We start from the raw sequence: 18902 nt of genomic DNA on the forward strand, positions 1-18902 counted from the left end.
TTACCAATGCTATATTATTATATTTGTAAAGGTTTTTAAAAACCTTTATGGAAATAAGTAAAATCTTCATCATAATTTTATTATCTCTTGGTGCTATTCAAGGGATTATTTATGGTATAATTCTATTTAGGTCTACATCGCAAAACAAACTTGCAAACCGAATCCTATCCATAATTTTATTTATTCTCTCTTATAGGTTAATTGTGCAAGTCATGCGATTATTTGGTATTGGGTATTATGATGCTTGGTATTATGCCATGATAGATATAAGTTGGATTCATGGCGCATTATTGTATTTCTACACAAAGGCGCATTTATACTCTAAATTTAAATTTAAGACAAAGGATTTATGGCATTTTATTCCTGTAGCACTGCAAATCATATTTAGCATTTTTGTAAGACTACAAAATTTATATTGGGACGGTACTAAAGAGAGTCTATCTTGGTTGGGTTATTATGGCTATGTGGTTTGGATGAATAACCCCACAATCTATATCGTTGCCAGTATTCTCATTATTATTTACACATACAAAGCACTTCAGCTTTTAAAATCTGGAAGAGAAAAATCATTAATTCAAGATAAGAGACAGTCTTGGATACGGCGTATTATTCGTTCTTTCTTAATTTATTTTTCTTTTGTTTTAATTGTGCTTTTAGCAGATTTAATAGCCTTTAGCGCTGCAAACGAAGACTCATATTTTTATTTCATACGTTTTTATTACTATCCGTTTTTTATTGGTTTAGCCGTATTAACGTATTGGATTGGACTCGAAGGATTCGCAAGACGGAATGAAAAAGAAGAAGCTAAGAAAAATCCAATTTCAAAAGAAGATTTTGACAAGCTAAAACGTATTTCAGAACAAGTAGAAGAGGTGATGAGAAATCAAAAACTCTACAAAGACCCAGAACTGTCATTAAACAGTTTGGGAAAAACTTTAGATATAAAACCTTATCTCATTTCCAGAAGTGTTAGTGAAGTTTTTGATGTTAGATTCAATGACTATATAAATAAATACCGAGTTAATGAAGTTCAAGAGCTGCTTAAGGACGAAGAAAATTTTAAATACACATTACTAAGTTTGGCTTTGGAAGCAGGCTTTAATTCTAAATCCTCTTTTAACCGCGCCATAAAAAAACACTTAGGGATTTTACCGAGCGACTTAAAATCCAATTGAGTTCCATTTTTAAAATTGACCCTAATAATTCATAAAAACTGTGTTTCAAATTGCAAATTGAAACGATATGCATTAGTGAATACTATAGGTTTGCTCAAAACTTAAATATTATATAATGAAAAGATTTCAATTATTTTTCTGTGCAGCCGTGCTATCTTTTACAACTTCTATTCACTCACAATCTAAAGATTTAGACTTAAACGTTTTAAAAGGTACTTGGAAACTTGACATGAGTCCGCAAGACAAAACAGATAACAACTTTGCTACGATGAAAATTACCAAAATTGACAATAGCACATTTAAAGGTGAGTTCTATCGCGAAGGTGTACGAATTAGAGAAGGTCGTATCAATACGCAACTAGGTATTATTTATGGCACTTTAATTTCTGGTGATAATTCTGGAGAGTATAATACCACTTTTTATTACAAAAATGGAGCACTACATGGTACAACACATTCAGTACACAAGGATTTTTTAGCTGTATGGATTGGAACTAAAATGAATTAAAAAATGATGAAGTACTTAATTAGACTATTATTGTTAATCACATTGGTTACGTCTTGTAAAGAGGACAACAACAAGTTTCAGCCAACTTTTATCATTTCTTCAGAAACTACCCATAAAATTCCCGAAAATCAAGATTTTACTTTCGGATATCTAGAAGTATTAGAAGACAAAAGTAAACCTGAGGGCACAAAATTAAAGCTTCCAGTATATATTTTTAAAAGCCGAAATTCTAACCCTAGTAAAGACCCAATAATTTATACAGTTGGTGGTCCAGGTTCTTCAACTATGCGTTCTGCACAGTATATGAATTCTTATATGTATTTAGATGATAGAGACTTCATTTTATTTGAACAAAGAGGAACACAATATGCGCAACCACATTTAGACTGCCCCGAATGGTCAGAAGCCGTATATAAATCCAATTTACCAAGTTTTGATTCTGCTGGGTCAGACAAATTATTTGAAAACGCTGCTAAGCAATGCAAAAAAAGGCTAGAAGAAAAAGGGATTAACCTCAGTACTTACAATACTAATGCTATTGCAGCTGATATTGTTGATTTAAAAAATGCATTAAACATAGATACTTACAATTTATTATCGCTTTCTTATAGCACTAAAATTGCTCAGGTTTTAATTAGAGATTATCCCGAAGGTATTAGAAGTGTCGTTATGGACTCTCCATTACCGTTAGAAGTTAATTACGATGAAGAGAGTATAACCAACTTAATGAATGCTTTAGATACTCTATTTTCTGACTGTCAAACCGACATCGATTGTAGGAAGTCATATCCAAACTTGAAGCATAGATTTTTGAGTTATCTCAAAGAAAAAACTGAGAACCCTTTAATCGTATCTGTCGCTAATCCCAATACAAAAAAAGAAGAGACTTTTTATCTAACTGGGGCAGATCTAGTTGCAGTTTTTGAAAATGCTTCAGTTACTAATATTCCTTATGAGATTAATAAGCTTTTAAACAGCGATTTAAGTTCTTTAAAATATCAATTAGCACAACTATTTAATAATAAAGGGTTTGGAGCAGGACAAGGTATGCGTTTATCAGTCTGGTGTGCTGAGGAAGAGCCATTTAATTCTGAATCTAATATTAAATATGAAGTAAATAAATATAAAGAATTAAAAGGCCTAAGTTCATCTGTTTTTAGCAAATCTGTATGTGATATATGGGGTGTTAAAAAGGCAAAAGATATCGAGAATGAACCAGTTAAGAGTACCATACCAGTTCTATTAATTAACGGGGATTATGATAGTGAAACTCCACCGAGATGGGCAAAAAGTATGACTAATAATCTTAGCAATAGTCAACATTTCGTTTTTAAAGGTTGGCGACATGGACCAACAACAAATTGGAGTAACCAATGCGCTATGGAACTTGCGAATAGTTTTTTTAATAACCCCAATAAAATTGCTGAAGTGGATTGTTACAAGAAAATCAAAACTCCAAAATTTAAACTAGCGGAATAATTATATCAGAGCAGATTTGAATATTTGGTTAAAAATGTAACTTAGTCTAGATTTTATGAACTAATACTAAAATTAGACTTGCTTAGTGAAAAAATATCTGCCAATCATTTTTAGCCTTGCCGCTGTAAAATTTATCATACAATGTATTGGTAATCGTAATTATGGTTTTCATCGTGATGAATTATTACATCTTTCTGTCAGCGAGCATATGGAATGGGGTTTTATGGAGTTCCCACCATTTGTAGCTTTTATCGGTAAGTTGTCATATTTGTTTTTCGATTATTCACTTTGGGGTGTACGCTTATTTCCAACTTTAGCTGGCGTTGCTATTTTAGTTTTGTGTTGCTTAATAGCTAAAGAACTTGGCGCAAAGTCTAAAGGTATTTTCTTAGCTGGAATATGTGTTTTGGCATTTATACCATTTTATCGCAATCACACCTTATTTCAACCTGTAGCTTTCGACCAACTCTTTTGGACGCTTGGGTTCTACTTTTTGGTAAAATACATCAACACCAAAAACAAAGAGTATTTGCTTTTATTGGGTTTAACCTTGGGCTTAGGACTATTAAATAAATACACCGTCTTGGTTTGGGCCTTTGGTTTGTTTGTAGGCTTGTTCTTTTACAATAAAGGCAGACTCTTCAGAAACAAATGGCTTTATATTTCAGGATTATTGGGCTTACTCGTCTTTTTGCCTAATATAATCTGGCAATTTCAGAATGATTTGCCACTATTAAAACATCTTCAATCTTTAAATGAGAAGCAACTCGACGGCAGTAGTTCTATGGATTTTTTAGTCGAGCAGTTCGATGTGCCTTTTACATTTATAATTAGTGTTATTGGTCTAGGCGCTTTGCTATTTGTAAAACGCTTTAAAGATTATCGAGCTATTGGGGTCGCTGTTTTAATAACTTTTGTAACCTTATGGATTTTAAAATCTAAAGCCTATTATGCATTTTCCATTTATCCAATACTTTTTGCAGCAGGAGCAGCTCAAATAGAACACTTATTATCTGAAAAATCAGCATTTGTTTATGCCATAGCAGCTTTTGTGTTTTTACCGGTGATTTACTTTATCCCAGAAGCCACGCCGTTATTACCTGTAGAAACTTATGTAAACTATATGGGACTAGAAGAAAAAGATGGACGTTACGAATTAACTGGCGACTATGCAGATATGTTTGGTTGGGAAGAACAAGTAAAACTTGTGGATAGCGTTTACAAATCCTTATCGCCAAGAGAGCAACAAAACTGTGTCTTATGGGCTGAAAATTATGGCGAAGCTGGTGCGCTTAAAATTTTAGGAAAACAATATAATCTATCAAACCTAATTAGCAGACATGGTAGTTTTTGGCTTTGGGGTTATGATGACAAAGACGCTGAGGTTTGGATAAGTTTAGGAAATGAAACCTCTTCTGTAAACTCAGTTTTTGAAGACGTACAACTTGTAAAGATGATTACTCATAAATACGCGATTAGCGAGGAAAACAACATCCCGTTATACATCTGCCGGAAACCTAAAGTTGATATCCCAAAATGGTGGGCAGATTACAAAGACCATGTTTTTGATTAGTGTGCGTTATTGTTGATAACTGTTTATAAGTCATGACTTTTGCTTATTGATATTTAGAATGCAAAAATCTAGCTTCGCTTATCAATCGATATATATCATTATTAACGATTCATGTCTCAACATTGTAGCCGATTGAATATCAAGACTTAAAAAGTATATTCTACATTTGTAGAAGTTAAATAAAACCTCTACATTTGTAGAGTTAAAATATCACTATAAATGAAAAAAGTCATACTTCTATTTATTATTCTGCTTGGATTAACTTCTTGTAAAGAAAATATAGAAAAACAAACAGCATCTGATGACACATCAAATACTATTGAAAATTCTGCAGAAATGACAGAAAAGCAAAAGGATTTGAAAAAGAACGCGATACCAATTGAGAGCTTATCAAAGTTAAGCAACAAGATATATGATGAAATTGCAAATTTTGAAATATTAATGATTGGCGAAATGCACGGAACAAATGAACCTGCTCAATTTGCTTATGGGTTATGTGAACTAATTACTGAACATGAAGACAATGTGATAATGGCTATGGAAATTCGTTCTTCACTTATGAATAACTTGTCAGACGATATATCAATTTCCGAGTTAAAAGAATTGGATTTCTTTCGCAGAAAGAATTTTGATGGTAGAAATGGTGTAGCATGGCTTGATTTAGTACATAAGAGCATTAAAAATGAAAGAATCATTTTAAAATTTATTGATAATTCTTACCCGTCTTCTCCCAGAGATTCGTCCATGTACAGGGAAATACGCAACATCCATATTAAATATCCAAACACCAAAATAGTTACTCTAACAGGAAATGTACATAATTCTTTTACACCCCTTTTTGACAAAGAAAGAATTGGAGGTTACTTGTTAAAAGACTCTCTTAATTTTAATTCTAAAAAAATCATGTCCATTAATCATGTATTTAGTGAAGGCAGCATGTTAAATAATGACGGTACAGGTTTAAAAATTCGCACTATTGAAAGAGAGGATAATATCTATAATACTACCTTATCCCATGATATGTTTTTATATAAGAAATTTCCTGAAGAGCAAAATGAATATACACATATCCTATATACTGATAAAGTAACGGCCTCAGGAATAATTGAAAAAGATGATTGGTAATGATAATATATCTCTCTTTTACAGAAAAATGGACTTGGCAAAACTAACTCAAGAACATAGAATTACAAACAGAAAATCCAATAAATCGAATAAAATTACTGGCTACTACAACGTGTATAATTAATGTCTTGTTGACGCGCCTACTTACGAAAATTTGCTTACGCACAGTTCGTACTCCGTGTTCTTGTCTAGCGGATTTTTGCTACGCACAGTTCACTTCGTTCGTGTCTATTCGGTTTTTATTTGCAAAATTAGGTGCTTAAACACGGCACTATTCATACACAAACACGATAAGCGCAAAAGAAATTCCCAAGATTAAAATTATTATATAAAGTCTTAACTTAGCGTTGAATTTATCTTCAAATAAAAATCAATGAAAAAGACATTATTACTACTACTTACTTTTGCTTTATTTCAAACACTTATTGCTCAAGACAAACGCCCTGAGCTTTTAGATAGCTTGTTTACCGCGTTACATGCCAAAAAGCAATTTAACGGTAATGTTTTAGTCGCTGATAAGGGTGAAGTTATTTTCAAAAAAAGTTATGGTATTGCTAATGAAGAAACTCAGCAAAAAATTAATAACGAGACCATTTTTGAGTTGGCATCTGTTTCAAAGCAATTCACAGCCATGGGAATTGTAACGCTTCAAAAAGCGGGGAAATTGGATTATGATGATAAAATTTCCAAATACATTCCTGAGTTAGATTTTTACGGTGATGTTACCATAAGGCATTTACTAAACCATACAGGTGGTTTACCAGATTATATGGGTTTGTTTGAAAAAAAATGGGACAAATCTAAGTTTGCTACTAACCAAGATATCATCAATATTTTTGCAACACAGAAACCAAAGGCAAATTTTAAACCTAACCGTAAGTTTGAGTATAGCAATACCGGTTACGCGTTGTTGGCTTCTATTATTGAAAAAGTATCTGGTAAGTCTTTTTCAGAGCATTTAGCGTCTACCATATTTAAGCCTTTAAGCATGAACAATACATTTGTTTACAGAAGTCGTTATGAGTCAAGAGATATCGACAATATTGCTTTGGGCTATATCGCAGATAATAGTGGAAATAAAGTGCGCCCTGAGCATTTTGGTAATCAAATTCCGTTTTACTATCTCGATGGTATTGTTGGAGATGGTATGGTGAATTCTACGCTAGACGATTTATTAAAATGGGATAGAGCTTTGTATACTGACCAATTGGTTAATGCAGATGATAAAGCGGTAATCTTTAGTGAAGCAGAAACCAAAGACGGAAAAGGTTCGGGTTACGGTTTTGGTTGGGGTGTTGGTGCATCAGAGAAATATGGAAGAATAGCTAACCACTCAGGGTCATGGGCAGGAAATCTTACGTTTATAGAACGTCAATTGGATAATGACAAAACCTTTATCATTCTTCAGAATAACGATACGGGTTTAAACGTTTTACCTAGCAAAGAAGTACGTAAAATTCTTAATGATGAGTCTCTTGAGATTAAGAAAACTATTAAGCTTACAGCAGAAAAACTAAAGAAATACACGGGTATTTTTTCAAACGAAAACTTTCCTATTAAAATTGAATTCTTCGTAAAAGACGGTGTCTTAATGGGTCAAGGCGATGGTCAAGGTGCATTTCCTTTAGATAACTATGCTAATCATACCTTTAAGTTCGACCCTGCGCAAATTTCCTTGGTTTTTAATTTGGAAGATGATACTATTGACTTCACTCAAGGCGGACAGAGTTTTATGTTTAAAAAGGAAAAGTAAAATCTAAAGTCTTTATTTGTAACAAATTAAAGTTTCTAGCGTCTTATAAGTATACACAACAATTAAAAAACAAAAGCTATGATTCATATTCCAGCATTATTATTAGGAACTGCAATAGGCACAGGTATTGGTATGTTAATCGCTCCAGAAAAAGGAAGCGATACGCGAGCTAAATTAAAAAAGGAAGGTAAAGACGTTAAAGAGCAAATCGTTTCAGATTTTAAAGAAGTAAAAGAAGATGTTTCCAAAGCCGCAGCTTCAGGTAAAGAAAAGCTAAGCGAAGAAATCGAAGATTTAAAAGTTAAAGCAAGCCAAAAAGCAGAAAAAGCTATTACGTTTTTAGAAAAGCAATTAGCCATTCTTAAAGAAAAAAATAAAACGCTTCAGCAAACAAGCTAATCCGGCAACAGTAAGTTAGAATTCCGACACAGTCGGAAACAACGATTTTCAGAAATAGTGAGCTCTAAATTTTGTTAAGTAAAATCTTCAAGGATTGAAAGATAAATACGATTTAGAGCTTTTCTTTTTTTAATTATCGGCGAACGTTACGCAGTAATTTCATAATAAATCGTTTTGAATTTTTGGTTCGTTTTGTTTCAAGACAAAATGAACATAACTTTAAAAGTCTATATTCTTAGATAAAACTTCTTTTATAGTTGGCCATTCTTCTTTTAAAATTCCATAACAACACGTACTTCGTCTAAAACCATCTTTCATTACTGTATCTTTTCTTAAGATACCTTCAAGCTTAGCACCTAGTTTTTCTACTGCACGACGTGATTTCTGATTTCGCTCATCAATCCTAAATTCTACTTTTTCAAATTCTAAAGTTTCAAAAGCGTATTGCAGCATCAAAAACTTTATATTCTTATTTAAACCTGTACCTTGAAATTTATGTCCAATCCATGTCCAACCAATATGTAAGACTTTATTTTTCCAATTAATCAATCCAAATCGTGTAGAACCTGCGTAGGCTTGTTTTTCTTTATCATAAATAATAAATGGAATAATGCTCTTATGGTAATACCCATCAACGGCTACCTGCACATAATCGCGTAATTTATCTGGTGTAGATATATCGGAAGGCGAGTAGTGGATGAGGTCTTTTTCCTGAGCTATTGTCTGTAATTGCTTGAAATTACTTAAATCGATTAAGCTTAGTTTTACACGATTGTTTTCTAATGTTGGTGCTTTCATACCAAGGCATTTATATAATCTACATTAACAACATGTTTTCCATCAAAAGGTAAAACTTCCAACCGGTCACCAAATAATTTTATAGCACGTTTGTGTTCAATTTCAATTCGGGCTTCGTCTAAATATTCGTCCTCAGTACCGTAAATGAGTTTCACTTTGCAAGATTTATTTAGATATTCAAAATCTTTAGAAGTTAACTCTTTAGGTATACCACCAGAATGTAACACCAATTGCGATGGTTGTAATTGGCGTTTAGTAGCGTAGCGTGTAGCAATGCTAACACCTTGAGAATACCCTAATATGATGAGGTTTTTATCAGTCGGGATATCTTCAGCAACTAAAACAGCATCTAAATAATTTAGGATATTTTGCATTTCAACTTCCGTATTGTCACGTGTGAGCCAATTAGCTCCAACATGCATTTTTGGTTGAATGTAGTACTTACTTGGCGCTTGAGGTGCTACAAGATAATTCTCATCTCGATTTAAGCCTTTAAAATATTTAAGAAAATACTGGCTTAGATAGCCCATACCATGAAAAACTAACCAGACATTTTTTGTGTTGTTAGACATTGTATTTAACGTAGCATAAGAGTTGCTAGTTGTGTATGTGATTTCTTTCTCTTCCAAATTCGTTTTTCCTTGCACTTTCAGTATTTTTGCATTCCGACATTAAAAGTAGGCATTACTATGCAAATATCTAAAGACGAATTGCTCAAAAAGGCCAACGCAGCAAGCAAAAATACGCTGATGGAAACCTTAGAGATTGAAATTGTAGATTTTACTGAAGAGACGTTGACGGCACGTATGCCCGTAACACCTAAAGTACATCAGCCAGATGGCGTGTTACATGGTGGTGCTACTGCAGCTTTAGCAGAAAGTGTTGGCAGTTTTGCGTCTCATATTTTTATAAATACTGAAGAGTTTTTTGTACGTGGATTGGAGATTACAGCAAACCATATAAAGAGTGTAACAAAAGGTTATATTTACGCAAAAGCGTCATTTCTACACCGTGGACGTACAACGCAACTTATAGATATCCGCGTGACTGATGAAGACGATAACTTGGTGTCTATTTGCCGTTTATCAACCATTACGTTGCCTAAAAAGAAGTAGATGAGCGAGTCAGCTTTTTTTGAACGCTTAGAGCAACAATACGACGCTCAATTACCTTTTGTAGTTTACAGTCGGCCTATAAACTCCATTATAAAATGTTGGTTACAAAAAGACGATGCCTTAAATAAAACCAATACGTTTGAAGAAAGCGGCTTTGTGTTTTCACCTTTCGATTTAAATAATCCTGCGATAGTTTTACCGCAGAACGAATGTGAACATCATGTTTTAGAGATAGAAAATCTTCAACTAGAAACCGTTAAGAATGAAGACTTCGAATCTAATACGTCTGGAAAGCAAACACATATTGAATTAGTAGAAAAAGGCCTTACCGCCATTAAATCTGGTCAACTTGATAAAGTTGTGCTGTCTCGGTGTGAAGAACGGTTGGTCTCAGAGCATCCAATAACACTCTTTAAACGATTATTTAATACCTACAAGAATGCAATGGTCTATTGCTGGTACCATCCAAAAGTGGGTTTATGGTTAGGCGCAACACCAGAATTGTTGTTTAAGGTCGAAGGTCAACAATTAACCACCATCTCTTTAGCAGGTACTCAACCCTATAATGCAGACGAAACAGCTTCTTGGACAGAGAAAGAGTTAAAAGAACAGCAAATAGTCACGGATTACTTAGCAGAACAAATTGCACCATATACGGATAATACGAATATCTCCGAGGTAGAAACTATTAGAGCTGGAAATTTATGGCATCTTAAAACGCGTCTGATAAGCCGAATATCTACCGAGACAAAACTTAAATCGATAATACAAGCATTGCATCCCACACCAGCAGTTTGCGGTTTCCCTAAAAAGAAGGCCATGCAATTTATTCTAGATAACGAAAACTATAATCGCGAATTTTATACGGGTTTTCTTGGCGAATTAAACCTTCAGTTTTCTAAAACACGAAACACAAACAGAAGAAATGTAGAAAACAATGCGTATAGCGTTGTAAAAAAACAATCTAATTTTTATGTGAATCTGCGTTGCGTACAGATTATAGGAGACAAAGCAAAGATTTATGTTGGTGGTGGTATAACTAAAGGCTCCGATGCAAATAACGAGTGGAAAGAAACGCAGAATAAGGCAAAAACAATGGGCTATATCTTAACATAAGTTAATTGCCGACTTATGTTTTATAATCCTCGTCGCACTTCGTATTTTTGTACTTAGATGAACTACTCCAAAATTCCATTAGCTCAAACGGTTGTTACTTTATGCAAAACGCATGATATCAAACACATCATTATATCTCCTGGGAGTCGCAATGCACCGCTTACAATTGGGTTTACTCATGACGATTTTTTTACGTGTTATAGCATAGTGGATGAACGTTGCGCCGCTTTTTTTGCTATGGGTATAGCACAGCAACTGCAACAGCCAACAGCTGTAGTTTGCACATCTGGGAGCGCGTTGTTAAATTATTATCCGGCGGTTTCAGAAGCCTATTACAGCAGAATTCCTTTGGTAGTTATTTCAGCTGACCGTCCAAAGCATTTAGTAGATATCGGCGACGGACAAACCATCAAGCAGAAAAATGTTTATGGAGAGCATGTATTTTATAATGCCAACTTAAAATTAGATTTAAGAGAAGAAGCACAACAACCCCAAAAAGAAGATGTTCCACTGTTTAAAAATCTTGAGAACAAGGTCGAGAAGCTGTTGGGGCTTCAGAATGGTATTCAGGCGCAAAACGAGACGGAAATACATAACGCATTAAATGCAGCCGTTTTAAATTCGGGTCCAGTACACATCAATGCACCTTTTGATGAGCCTTTGTATGAAAGAGTGGAAAGCTTAACAATTAGCCCTAAACCTTTCAAACTTCCAGATTTAGAAGAACATATTAATGAAGATATTATTTCTGAATGTTCTGAAGTTTGGTCTAAAGCCAAGCGAAAGCTAATTCTTGTTGGTGTTTTACCTCCAAACTCTATAGATAAAAAATGGTTAGATGAATTAGCTAAAGATGATGGTGTAATTATCTTAACAGAGACGACTTCAAATCTTCACCATAACGATATATTTTCAGGAATTGATAAACTTATCACAGCTTTTGATACAGAAGACTTAGAAAAGTTTCAACCTGAAATCTTACTAACATTAGGTGGATTAATTGTTTCAAAACGTATAAAACGTTATTTAAGAGAATACAAGCCTCAAACACATTGGCATGTCGATTTGTATCATGCAAATGATACCTTTTTTGTTTTAGATAAGCATATCAAGTTATTACCAAACACTTTTTTTGAAGGGTTATTAAGTGAACCATTGCAAATCAGTAAAAATGATTTCAAGCCTTATTTCTTAAAGTTACGAGAGCGTCGACGCGAGTTACATGATACCTATTTAGAGGTTATTCCGTTTTCAGATTTTACAGTTTTTGATAAGGTTTTAAAGTCCATTCCATCAGGTAATCAATTACAAGTCGGTAACAGTTCTGCGATACGTTATACGCAATTGTTTCAGCTTAGAGAAGATATAACCGTATTTTGTAATCGAGGTACAAGTGGTATAGATGGTAGCACTAGTACTGCTGTTGGAGCAGCAGTAGCTTCAGAAAAACCAGTGACATTTATAACAGGTGATTTAAGTTTTTTCTACGATAGTAACGCGTTGTGGAATAACTACATTCCTAACAATTTTAGAATCATTGTTTTAAATAATTCTGGTGGTGGTATTTTCCGAATTTTACCTGGACACAAAAACACGGATAACTTCGATACGTATTTCGAGACTAAGCATAATTTAAATGCTTCAGACTTATGCAATATGTATGGTTTTGAATATACATCTGCAACTGATATTCAATCTTTAGCCTCGGCTTTAGAGTCGTTTTATTTAGCTTCAAATAGCCCTAAATTGTTAGAAGTTTTTACACCTTCAGAATTAAACGATTCTATTTTACTAGATTATTTTAAATATATAAAGTAGTAAAATTCTGAACTATTTTTGTAAGCCCTTGATTTTGAACATCAAATTTTCTTATCTTTAGGGTATATACGTATTAACTTAAAACTTTTATAAAATGAGCAAAAGAGACGACCTAATCGCAAAATATGCCGCAGACCTTAAAGATAAGTGTGGTATGAATCCTGATATGGATTTATTAACAAAAGTAACTGTTGGCTTAGGACCTTCTATTTACAATGCAGATGCAGCAACGGTTTCTGGTTCTGATGATAAAGAATTAGCTACTGTAAAAAATAATTTTTTAATCAAAAAATTAGGTTTGAAGGATAGCTCGGATTTAGATAAAGCTATAGATAGTGTAATAGATACTTATGGTCGCTCAAACAGAAATAAGTATAGAGCTGTTATTTACTACATGTTAGTAAAACACTTTAAGAAAGAGTCTGTATACTAGAATAAGACATTTTTTAGAAAAAGCGTTAGTGTTTAATAATACTAACGCTTTTTCTTTGTATTAGATTTATTTCAACATCTAATAATATTTATGCGGAATTAAACTTAGGACTTCTAACTTTATTTACCTTTGCGACATGATACATTTAGGCAAATACAATACACTTACAATTTTAAGAGATACAGAACCAGGTTTGTTTCTGGGTGATGATGAAGAGAACGAAATTTTATTGCCCAATCGCTATGTACCAGAAACTTTTGAAATTGGCGATAAAATTGATGTATTTGTTTATTTAGATAATGAAGAACGTCCAGTTGCTATTACCGATAAGCCATATATTAAGAGAGACGAATTTGCGCTATTGCGTTGTAACCAAGTAACTAAGTTTGGTGCTTTCTTAGATTGGGGATTGGTTAAAGAATTGTTTTGTCCTTTTAAGGAACAGGCTTTTAAAATGAAAGCAGGTGGTTGGTATTTGGTGCATTGTTATTTAGATGAGGAGTCTGGTCGATTAGTTGCTTCTAGTAAGACCAATCGTTTTTTAGATAATAAGGAATTGACCGTAGAATTATATGAAGAGGTAGATATTATTGTATCTCATCCATCAGATATTGGAATGAATGTTATTGTGAATAATTGTCACCTTGGCCTAGTCTTCAAAGATGAAATCTTCAAAGACATAAGCGTCGGTGACAGGTTAAAGGGCATCGTTAAAAAAATTAGACCAGGAAATAAACTTGATATTTCCTTAAGCCAAATCGGGTATCGTAATATCGAGCCCAACGCAAAATTTATTCTGACAGAATTGGGGGATAATGGGGGATTTCTGCCATTAAATGATAAATCTGCTCCTGATGATATAAAAGATGTACTTCAAATGAGTAAAAAGAGTTTTAAGAAAGCTATTGGTTCTCTATATAAATCACGTCAGATAGAGATTAAAGACGATGGTATTTATCTTAAATAGCTTTCTTTGGACTAACTTCTAATGTACTTTCTACCCAATTAATAGCATCTTCAATAGTTTTAAATATTTGTCTGTTGAATGTAAAAAATTGATTTTCAACCTCGAATATACCTCTGCCAAACAAGGTGTTACAGACAACAGCATAAGCTTTTAGATACGGAAAGCTTTCATTAAAGCGTTTAGCATCATTCAGGTCTATAGAATACGAGTTTGTTCTATTTGCAATAAAACCATAAGGCTTTTCATTGTAAAAATTGTTAATCAACTTCGTTGCTTCTTGAAAATTATCAAAAGTAATGTGCACTCCTTCATCAAACTCACTCACAACAAATGATTTAAAAAAATATAATTTACCAAGTTTAATTTCTTGATAATCAATCAATTCGGGGCAATTTTCAAATTCAATTATAGACATCCTCTTCACTTTTGGGACTGCAAAATTACTATGCAAGCATAGTAATTAAATACTGTTTTTTCACTTTAACCTTTTTAAGTGTTTTTTATAAATAAAAGAAGCCAAAAATTGAACAGATTGACATAGCTTGAATAAAATTTTTGAGAATAATGCAATTGATTGATAATTAAGTTATTGTAATTAAATTAATTACAACGTTTTCGTATGTTAATAACTATTTTTCTGTTTCTTTTTTTGCCTAAAAACAGATTTGCATAAATAAAACCAAAGAAAGAATTTATCCTTATTTTTGTTTGCCAAAATTATAAGACACATATGGAAGATATAAAATGGGTAACAGCAAAGGAGTATGAAGATATTACCTATAAAAAATGTGATGGAGTTGCCAGAATAGCTTTTAATAGGCCAGACGTACGAAATGCATTTAGACCAAAAACTACATCAGAACTTTATGATGCATTTTATGATGCTAATGAAGATGTTGATATTGGAGTGGTGCTTTTAAGTGCAGAAGGACCATCTACAAAAGATGGTATCTGGAGTTTTTGTTCTGGTGGAGACCAAAAAGCAAGAGGACACCAAGGATATGTTGGTGACGATGGTTATCATAGACTAAACATACTTGAAGTACAGCGTCTTATACGTTTTATGCCTAAAGCTGTTATAGCTGTTGTGCCTGGTTGGGCAGTTGGTGGAGGACATAGTTTACATGTGGTTTGTGACTTAACCTTGGCGAGTAAAGAACATGCAATCTTTAAGCAGACGGATGCAGATGTCACGAGTTTTGATGGAGGTTACGGTTCCGCGTATTTGGCAAAGATGGTTGGTCAGAAAAAAGCGCGCGAAATCTTCTTTTTAGGCAGAAACTACTCAGCCCAAGATGCTTATAACATGGGTATGGTAAATGCAGTGATTCCTCATGAAAAACTTGAAGAAACAGCATACGAATGGGCTCAAGAGATTTTAGCCAAATCACCAACTTCTATCAAAATGCTCAAATTTGCAATGAATCTTACAGACGACGGTATGGTAGGTCAGCAAGTTTTTGCTGGTGAGGCTACGCGTTTAGCTTACATGACGGACGAAGCAAAAGAAGGAAGAGATGCTTTTTTAGAAAAGCGAAAGCCTAATTTCCCTAAAAAATGGATTCCTTAGTCTATAGTTTATGAAAAAACTAAAACCATGGCTATCGGCAATGCGTCTACGAACCTTGCCATTATCAATATCAGGCATTATTATTGGTACGTGTCTTGCTGCTTATAATGGAAGGTTTAATGTATGGGTTTTTATTTTAGCGACTCTAACAACTATAAGTCTTCAGATTTTATCAAATCTAGCAAATGATTATGGAGATGGTGTTAGAGGAACAGATAATGATGATAGAGTAGGCCCACAACGCGCCATACAAAGTGGAGAAATATCGCCAGAGCAAATGTTCGAGGCAATAAAAATGAACATTTTAGTGGTTATAGCATTGACAATATCCCTAGTCTATTTTGCTTTTGGTCATCAATACTTTTTACATGCATTACTCATTATTTTTTTAGGTGGCCTATCAGTTTTTGCTGCAATTAACTACACCATGGGAGACTCTCCCTACGGTTATCGTGCTTTAGGAGACATATTTGTATTTATCTTTTTCGGTTTCGTAAGTGTGTTAGGTACTTATTTATTAAATATTAAAGATATAGACCATATTGTTTTTCTTCCTGCAACAGCACTTGGATTGTTAAGCGTAGCTGTTCTTAATTTAAATAACATGAGAGACCGCGAGGAAGATGCTAAAGTGAATAAAATTACAGTAGCTGTAAAATTAGGAAACCAAGGCGCTAAAAATTACCACTATTTTTTAATTATTGGTGCTATGATTACTTCCTCTATTTTTAGCATCCTCTATTATGTAGAACCTTACAACTTTCTTTTTTTTTTGAGCTTCATTCCTTTGATATTTCACTTAAGGAAAATACAAAAGGCTGAAACACCTAGTGATTTTGATGGCCAGTTAAAAGTTTTAGCATTAACTACTTTTTTATTTTCGGTGCTCTTGGGAGTAGGTTATCTTCTTCATTAATTTTAAACCGTTTAGCAAAGTTAAATTTTAGTTAAACGAAATAATTATGTCTAAAAATGAAAGTATTACTATTAAATTTGCAATCAAAATAATTAACAATGAAAAAAATACTTTTAGCATTATTGCTTTTATATCAATTTTCGGGATTTAGCCAGGTGGATGAATCACAAACAGGAGCTTGGTATATGTACTTTTACAATCACCAATTTAAAAATAGTCAGTTTGGTATTCAGGGTGATTTCCAATATCGTGATTGGCAAGGCCTAGGCGATATGGAACAACTTCTACTTCGCTCTGGTTTCACCTATACACCAAAAGATTCTGGTGTAATGTTTACACTGGGTTATGCAAATATAACCACAGGTGAGTTTGGAGACAGTGATGAGACTGTAAACGAGAATCGTATTTATCAAGAAGCACTAATACCTCAAAAACTAGGAAATAGGTTTTATCTAACACATCGTTTTAGGTATGAACAACGCTTTAATGAGGGACAAGATTTTAGAACACGATATAGATATAATTTATTTTTAAACGTACCGGTAAACAAAAAGGACTTAAGTCCAAAAGCTCTCTATGTTGCACTTTACAACGAATTGTTTATCAACGGACAGGAAGATATTGGAGATGGGAAAACTGTGGAGCTATTTGACAGAAACCGTACTTATTTGGGTATGGGTTATGTATTGAATTCAAAAATAAGATTTCAATTGGGTTGGATGAATCAAAAAACAACCGCATGGGGTAAAGGACAGTTACAATTTAGTATGCATCATAATTTTTAATAGAAATTAATTTTAAAACCAAAATTCAAAATGAGAAAACTTTTAAATTCATTGTTTATCGTAATATTAGCTGTTGGTTATGTTTCGTGTAAAGAAGTTTCGGTAGAAACAAAAAACGCCAATAATACAGTCGAAAGTAAAACAGATACAATTATTGAACAAATTCCAATAGAAAGTGTTCTAACTGCAGAAGAGCAAGCAGACATGACACCTGATGAAATTATTGGACGTCTAAAAAAAGGAAATGAAAACTTTATGCGTAATAATCTTACAAGAAGAGACCATTCTGCGCAACGTGTAGATGCCATGCTTGGGCAATACCCAAAAGCCATTGTACTGTCTTGTGTAGATAGTAGAGTACCCGTGGAAGATGTTTTTGACTTAGGAATTGGTGATATTTTTGTTGCTCGTGTAGCTGGAAATATTGAAAATCCAGACATAGTTGGTTCTATGGAGTTTGCCACAGCAGTAGCTGGGTCTAAATTAGTAATAGTCATGGGGCATACTTCTTGTGGTGCAGTAAAACATGCTATAGATAATACGGATGCAGCGTCTATGGAGATGTATGCGCTTCAGAATTTATTAGATGAAATTCAACCTTCTATAATTGCAACAGAAAAAAATGGGGAGGTTTCTTCAAAAAACGTAGAGTATACAAATAGTGTGATTACTCAAAATGCAAAAGTTACAGTAGAGGATATTCGTAAGCAATCACCTCAAATGGCTAAGCTTGAAAAAGAAGGAAAGATTAAAATTGTACCAGCTGTATATGATATGGCCACAGGTAAAGTGAAATTTATGTAATTAATTCATTAAATGGAATTATACTATGTGAAAATCATAGAAACACTCTTCGTAATTACATTATATGTGTTATTGCGACGAGTTGTTTTTAATGTCGTGTCAAAGAGACTATTAAGTAAACTAATCCATAATTCTAGAGGATTAGTAATACGAAAAGTATTAAACCTCTTGTTATTAGTTGTTTGCTCCATGTTTATTTTTGTAATATGGGGTGTTAAACAGTCTGACTTACTTGTTTTTTTAGGATCTATATTAGCAGTAGTTGGAGTTGCTTTCTTTGCGCAATGGTCTTTGCTGTCTAATATTACGTCTAGTATTATCATATTTTTTAATCACCCAGTAAAACTAAACGATTCAATCGTTATTTTGGAAGGAAAGGATTATGTACTAGAAGGACAAGTGATTAATATTGGATTATTCTTTGTGACATTAAGAACTAAAGACTCTGGTGAGATTACATTACCCAACAATATTTTTATTCAGAAAAGCATAAAAAATATTACAGAAGAAGTTTAGAAGGTTTAATTATGGTAGTTTAAAATAGATTAATATGGTGCTTTACTAGGCA

At 33.4% G+C, this 18902-nt stretch carries 20 protein-coding genes; 17 read left to right on the top strand and 3 right to left on the bottom strand.

Features of this window, described 5'->3' with window-relative positions:
* Positions 1 to 47: 47 nt before the first annotated feature.
* From BUB95_RS10425 to BUB95_RS10455, 7 genes are all read left to right on the top strand, one after another.
* Complete coding sequence (locus BUB95_RS10425; protein ID WP_073086201.1) at positions 48 to 1175, top strand: helix-turn-helix transcriptional regulator; 1128 nt, start codon at positions 48 to 50, stop codon at positions 1173 to 1175.
* A gap of 115 nt (positions 1176 to 1290) precedes the next feature.
* A complete protein-coding gene (locus tag BUB95_RS10430; RefSeq protein ID WP_073086203.1) occupies positions 1291 to 1683 on the top strand; it encodes a hypothetical protein in 393 nt (130 codons plus the stop codon).
* Between the two features lie 3 nt (positions 1684 to 1686).
* Complete coding sequence (locus BUB95_RS10435; RefSeq protein WP_073086204.1) at positions 1687 to 3162, top strand: alpha/beta fold hydrolase; 1476 nt, start codon at positions 1687 to 1689, stop codon at positions 3160 to 3162.
* 85 nt (positions 3163 to 3247) lie between these two features.
* The gene (locus BUB95_RS10440) at positions 3248 to 4735 is read left to right on the top strand and encodes an ArnT family glycosyltransferase (RefSeq protein WP_073086207.1); all 1488 of its coding nucleotides are present in this window, start codon (positions 3248 to 3250) and stop codon (positions 4733 to 4735) included.
* A gap of 219 nt (positions 4736 to 4954) precedes the next feature.
* On the top strand, positions 4955 to 5860 hold the full coding sequence (locus BUB95_RS10445; protein ID WP_073086209.1) for a hypothetical protein: 906 nt from the start codon (positions 4955 to 4957) through the stop codon (positions 5858 to 5860).
* A gap of 373 nt (positions 5861 to 6233) precedes the next feature.
* Positions 6234 to 7613: a serine hydrolase domain-containing protein gene (locus tag BUB95_RS10450; protein WP_073086211.1), complete on the top strand. Its 1380-nt coding sequence runs from the start codon at positions 6234 to 6236 to the stop codon at positions 7611 to 7613.
* A 78-nt stretch (positions 7614 to 7691) separates the two neighbouring features.
* Positions 7692 to 8012 carry a YtxH domain-containing protein gene (locus tag BUB95_RS10455; protein WP_073086213.1) on the top strand — a complete coding sequence of 107 codons (321 nt, stop codon included), beginning with the start codon at positions 7692 to 7694 and terminating at the stop codon, positions 8010 to 8012.
* Between the two features lie 219 nt (positions 8013 to 8231).
* On the opposite strand, the gene BUB95_RS10460 is transcribed toward BUB95_RS10455, so the two are convergent.
* Both BUB95_RS10460 and BUB95_RS10465 read right to left on the bottom strand, forming a co-directional pair.
* On the bottom strand, positions 8232 to 8810 hold the full coding sequence (locus BUB95_RS10460; protein ID WP_073086215.1) for a GNAT family N-acetyltransferase: 579 nt from the start codon (positions 8808 to 8810) through the stop codon (positions 8232 to 8234).
* Entirely contained in the window at positions 8807 to 9457 is a 651-nt protein-coding gene (locus BUB95_RS10465) for an alpha/beta hydrolase (RefSeq protein ID WP_073086217.1), read from the bottom strand. Before BUB95_RS10465 ends, BUB95_RS10460 begins: the two co-directional genes overlap by 4 nt.
* Before the next feature lie 42 nt (positions 9458 to 9499).
* Here BUB95_RS10465 and BUB95_RS10470 point away from each other — a divergent pair, with 42 nt between their 5' ends.
* The 5 genes from BUB95_RS10470 (at position 9500) to BUB95_RS10490 (ending at position 14259) form a co-directional block, all read left to right on the top strand.
* The gene (locus BUB95_RS10470) at positions 9500 to 9925 is read left to right on the top strand and encodes a PaaI family thioesterase (protein ID WP_073086219.1); all 426 of its coding nucleotides are present in this window, start codon (positions 9500 to 9502) and stop codon (positions 9923 to 9925) included.
* Positions 9926 to 11041: a chorismate-binding protein gene (locus tag BUB95_RS10475; RefSeq protein ID WP_073086221.1), complete on the top strand. Its 1116-nt coding sequence runs from the start codon at positions 9926 to 9928 to the stop codon at positions 11039 to 11041.
* A gap of 57 nt (positions 11042 to 11098) precedes the next feature.
* Positions 11099 to 12859 carry a 2-succinyl-5-enolpyruvyl-6-hydroxy-3-cyclohexene-1-carboxylic-acid synthase gene (menD, locus tag BUB95_RS10480; protein WP_073086223.1) on the top strand — a complete coding sequence of 587 codons (1761 nt, stop codon included), beginning with the start codon at positions 11099 to 11101 and terminating at the stop codon, positions 12857 to 12859.
* A 94-nt stretch (positions 12860 to 12953) separates the two neighbouring features.
* Complete coding sequence (locus BUB95_RS10485; RefSeq protein ID WP_073086225.1) at positions 12954 to 13292, top strand: DUF2853 family protein; 339 nt, start codon at positions 12954 to 12956, stop codon at positions 13290 to 13292.
* A 136-nt stretch (positions 13293 to 13428) separates the two neighbouring features.
* The gene (locus tag BUB95_RS10490; RefSeq protein WP_073086227.1) at positions 13429 to 14259 is read left to right on the top strand and encodes a CvfB family protein; all 831 of its coding nucleotides are present in this window, start codon (positions 13429 to 13431) and stop codon (positions 14257 to 14259) included.
* On the opposite strand, the gene BUB95_RS10495 is transcribed toward BUB95_RS10490, so the two are convergent.
* The gene (locus BUB95_RS10495) at positions 14252 to 14674 is read right to left on the bottom strand and encodes a hypothetical protein (protein ID WP_073086229.1); all 423 of its coding nucleotides are present in this window, start codon (positions 14672 to 14674) and stop codon (positions 14252 to 14254) included. The genes BUB95_RS10490 and BUB95_RS10495 overlap by 8 nt on opposite strands.
* 324 nt (positions 14675 to 14998) lie before the next feature.
* Between BUB95_RS10495 and BUB95_RS10500 the strand changes: the two genes are divergently transcribed.
* The 5 genes from BUB95_RS10500 (at position 14999) to BUB95_RS10520 (ending at position 18850) form a co-directional block, all read left to right on the top strand.
* Positions 14999 to 15829, top strand: coding sequence for a 1,4-dihydroxy-2-naphthoyl-CoA synthase (locus BUB95_RS10500; RefSeq protein WP_073087398.1), 831 nt, complete (start codon positions 14999 to 15001; stop codon positions 15827 to 15829).
* A 10-nt stretch (positions 15830 to 15839) separates the two neighbouring features.
* Complete coding sequence (gene menA / locus BUB95_RS10505) at positions 15840 to 16745, top strand: 1,4-dihydroxy-2-naphthoate octaprenyltransferase (protein ID WP_073086231.1); 906 nt, start codon at positions 15840 to 15842, stop codon at positions 16743 to 16745.
* Positions 16746 to 16843: 98 nt separating this feature from the next.
* Positions 16844 to 17530 carry a DUF2490 domain-containing protein gene (locus BUB95_RS10510; RefSeq protein WP_073086233.1) on the top strand — a complete coding sequence of 229 codons (687 nt, stop codon included), beginning with the start codon at positions 16844 to 16846 and terminating at the stop codon, positions 17528 to 17530.
* 30 nt (positions 17531 to 17560) lie between these two features.
* The gene (locus tag BUB95_RS10515) at positions 17561 to 18334 is read left to right on the top strand and encodes a carbonic anhydrase family protein (RefSeq protein WP_073086235.1); all 774 of its coding nucleotides are present in this window, start codon (positions 17561 to 17563) and stop codon (positions 18332 to 18334) included.
* 12 nt (positions 18335 to 18346) lie between these two features.
* Positions 18347 to 18850, top strand: a complete 504-nt coding sequence (locus BUB95_RS10520; protein WP_073086237.1) for a mechanosensitive ion channel domain-containing protein — start codon at positions 18347 to 18349, stop codon at positions 18848 to 18850.
* Positions 18851 to 18902: the final 52 nt, after the last annotated feature.

It is taken from the genome of Winogradskyella jejuensis (assembly GCF_900129745.1).
GTDB classification, from domain to species: domain Bacteria; phylum Bacteroidota; class Bacteroidia; order Flavobacteriales; family Flavobacteriaceae; genus Winogradskyella; species Winogradskyella jejuensis.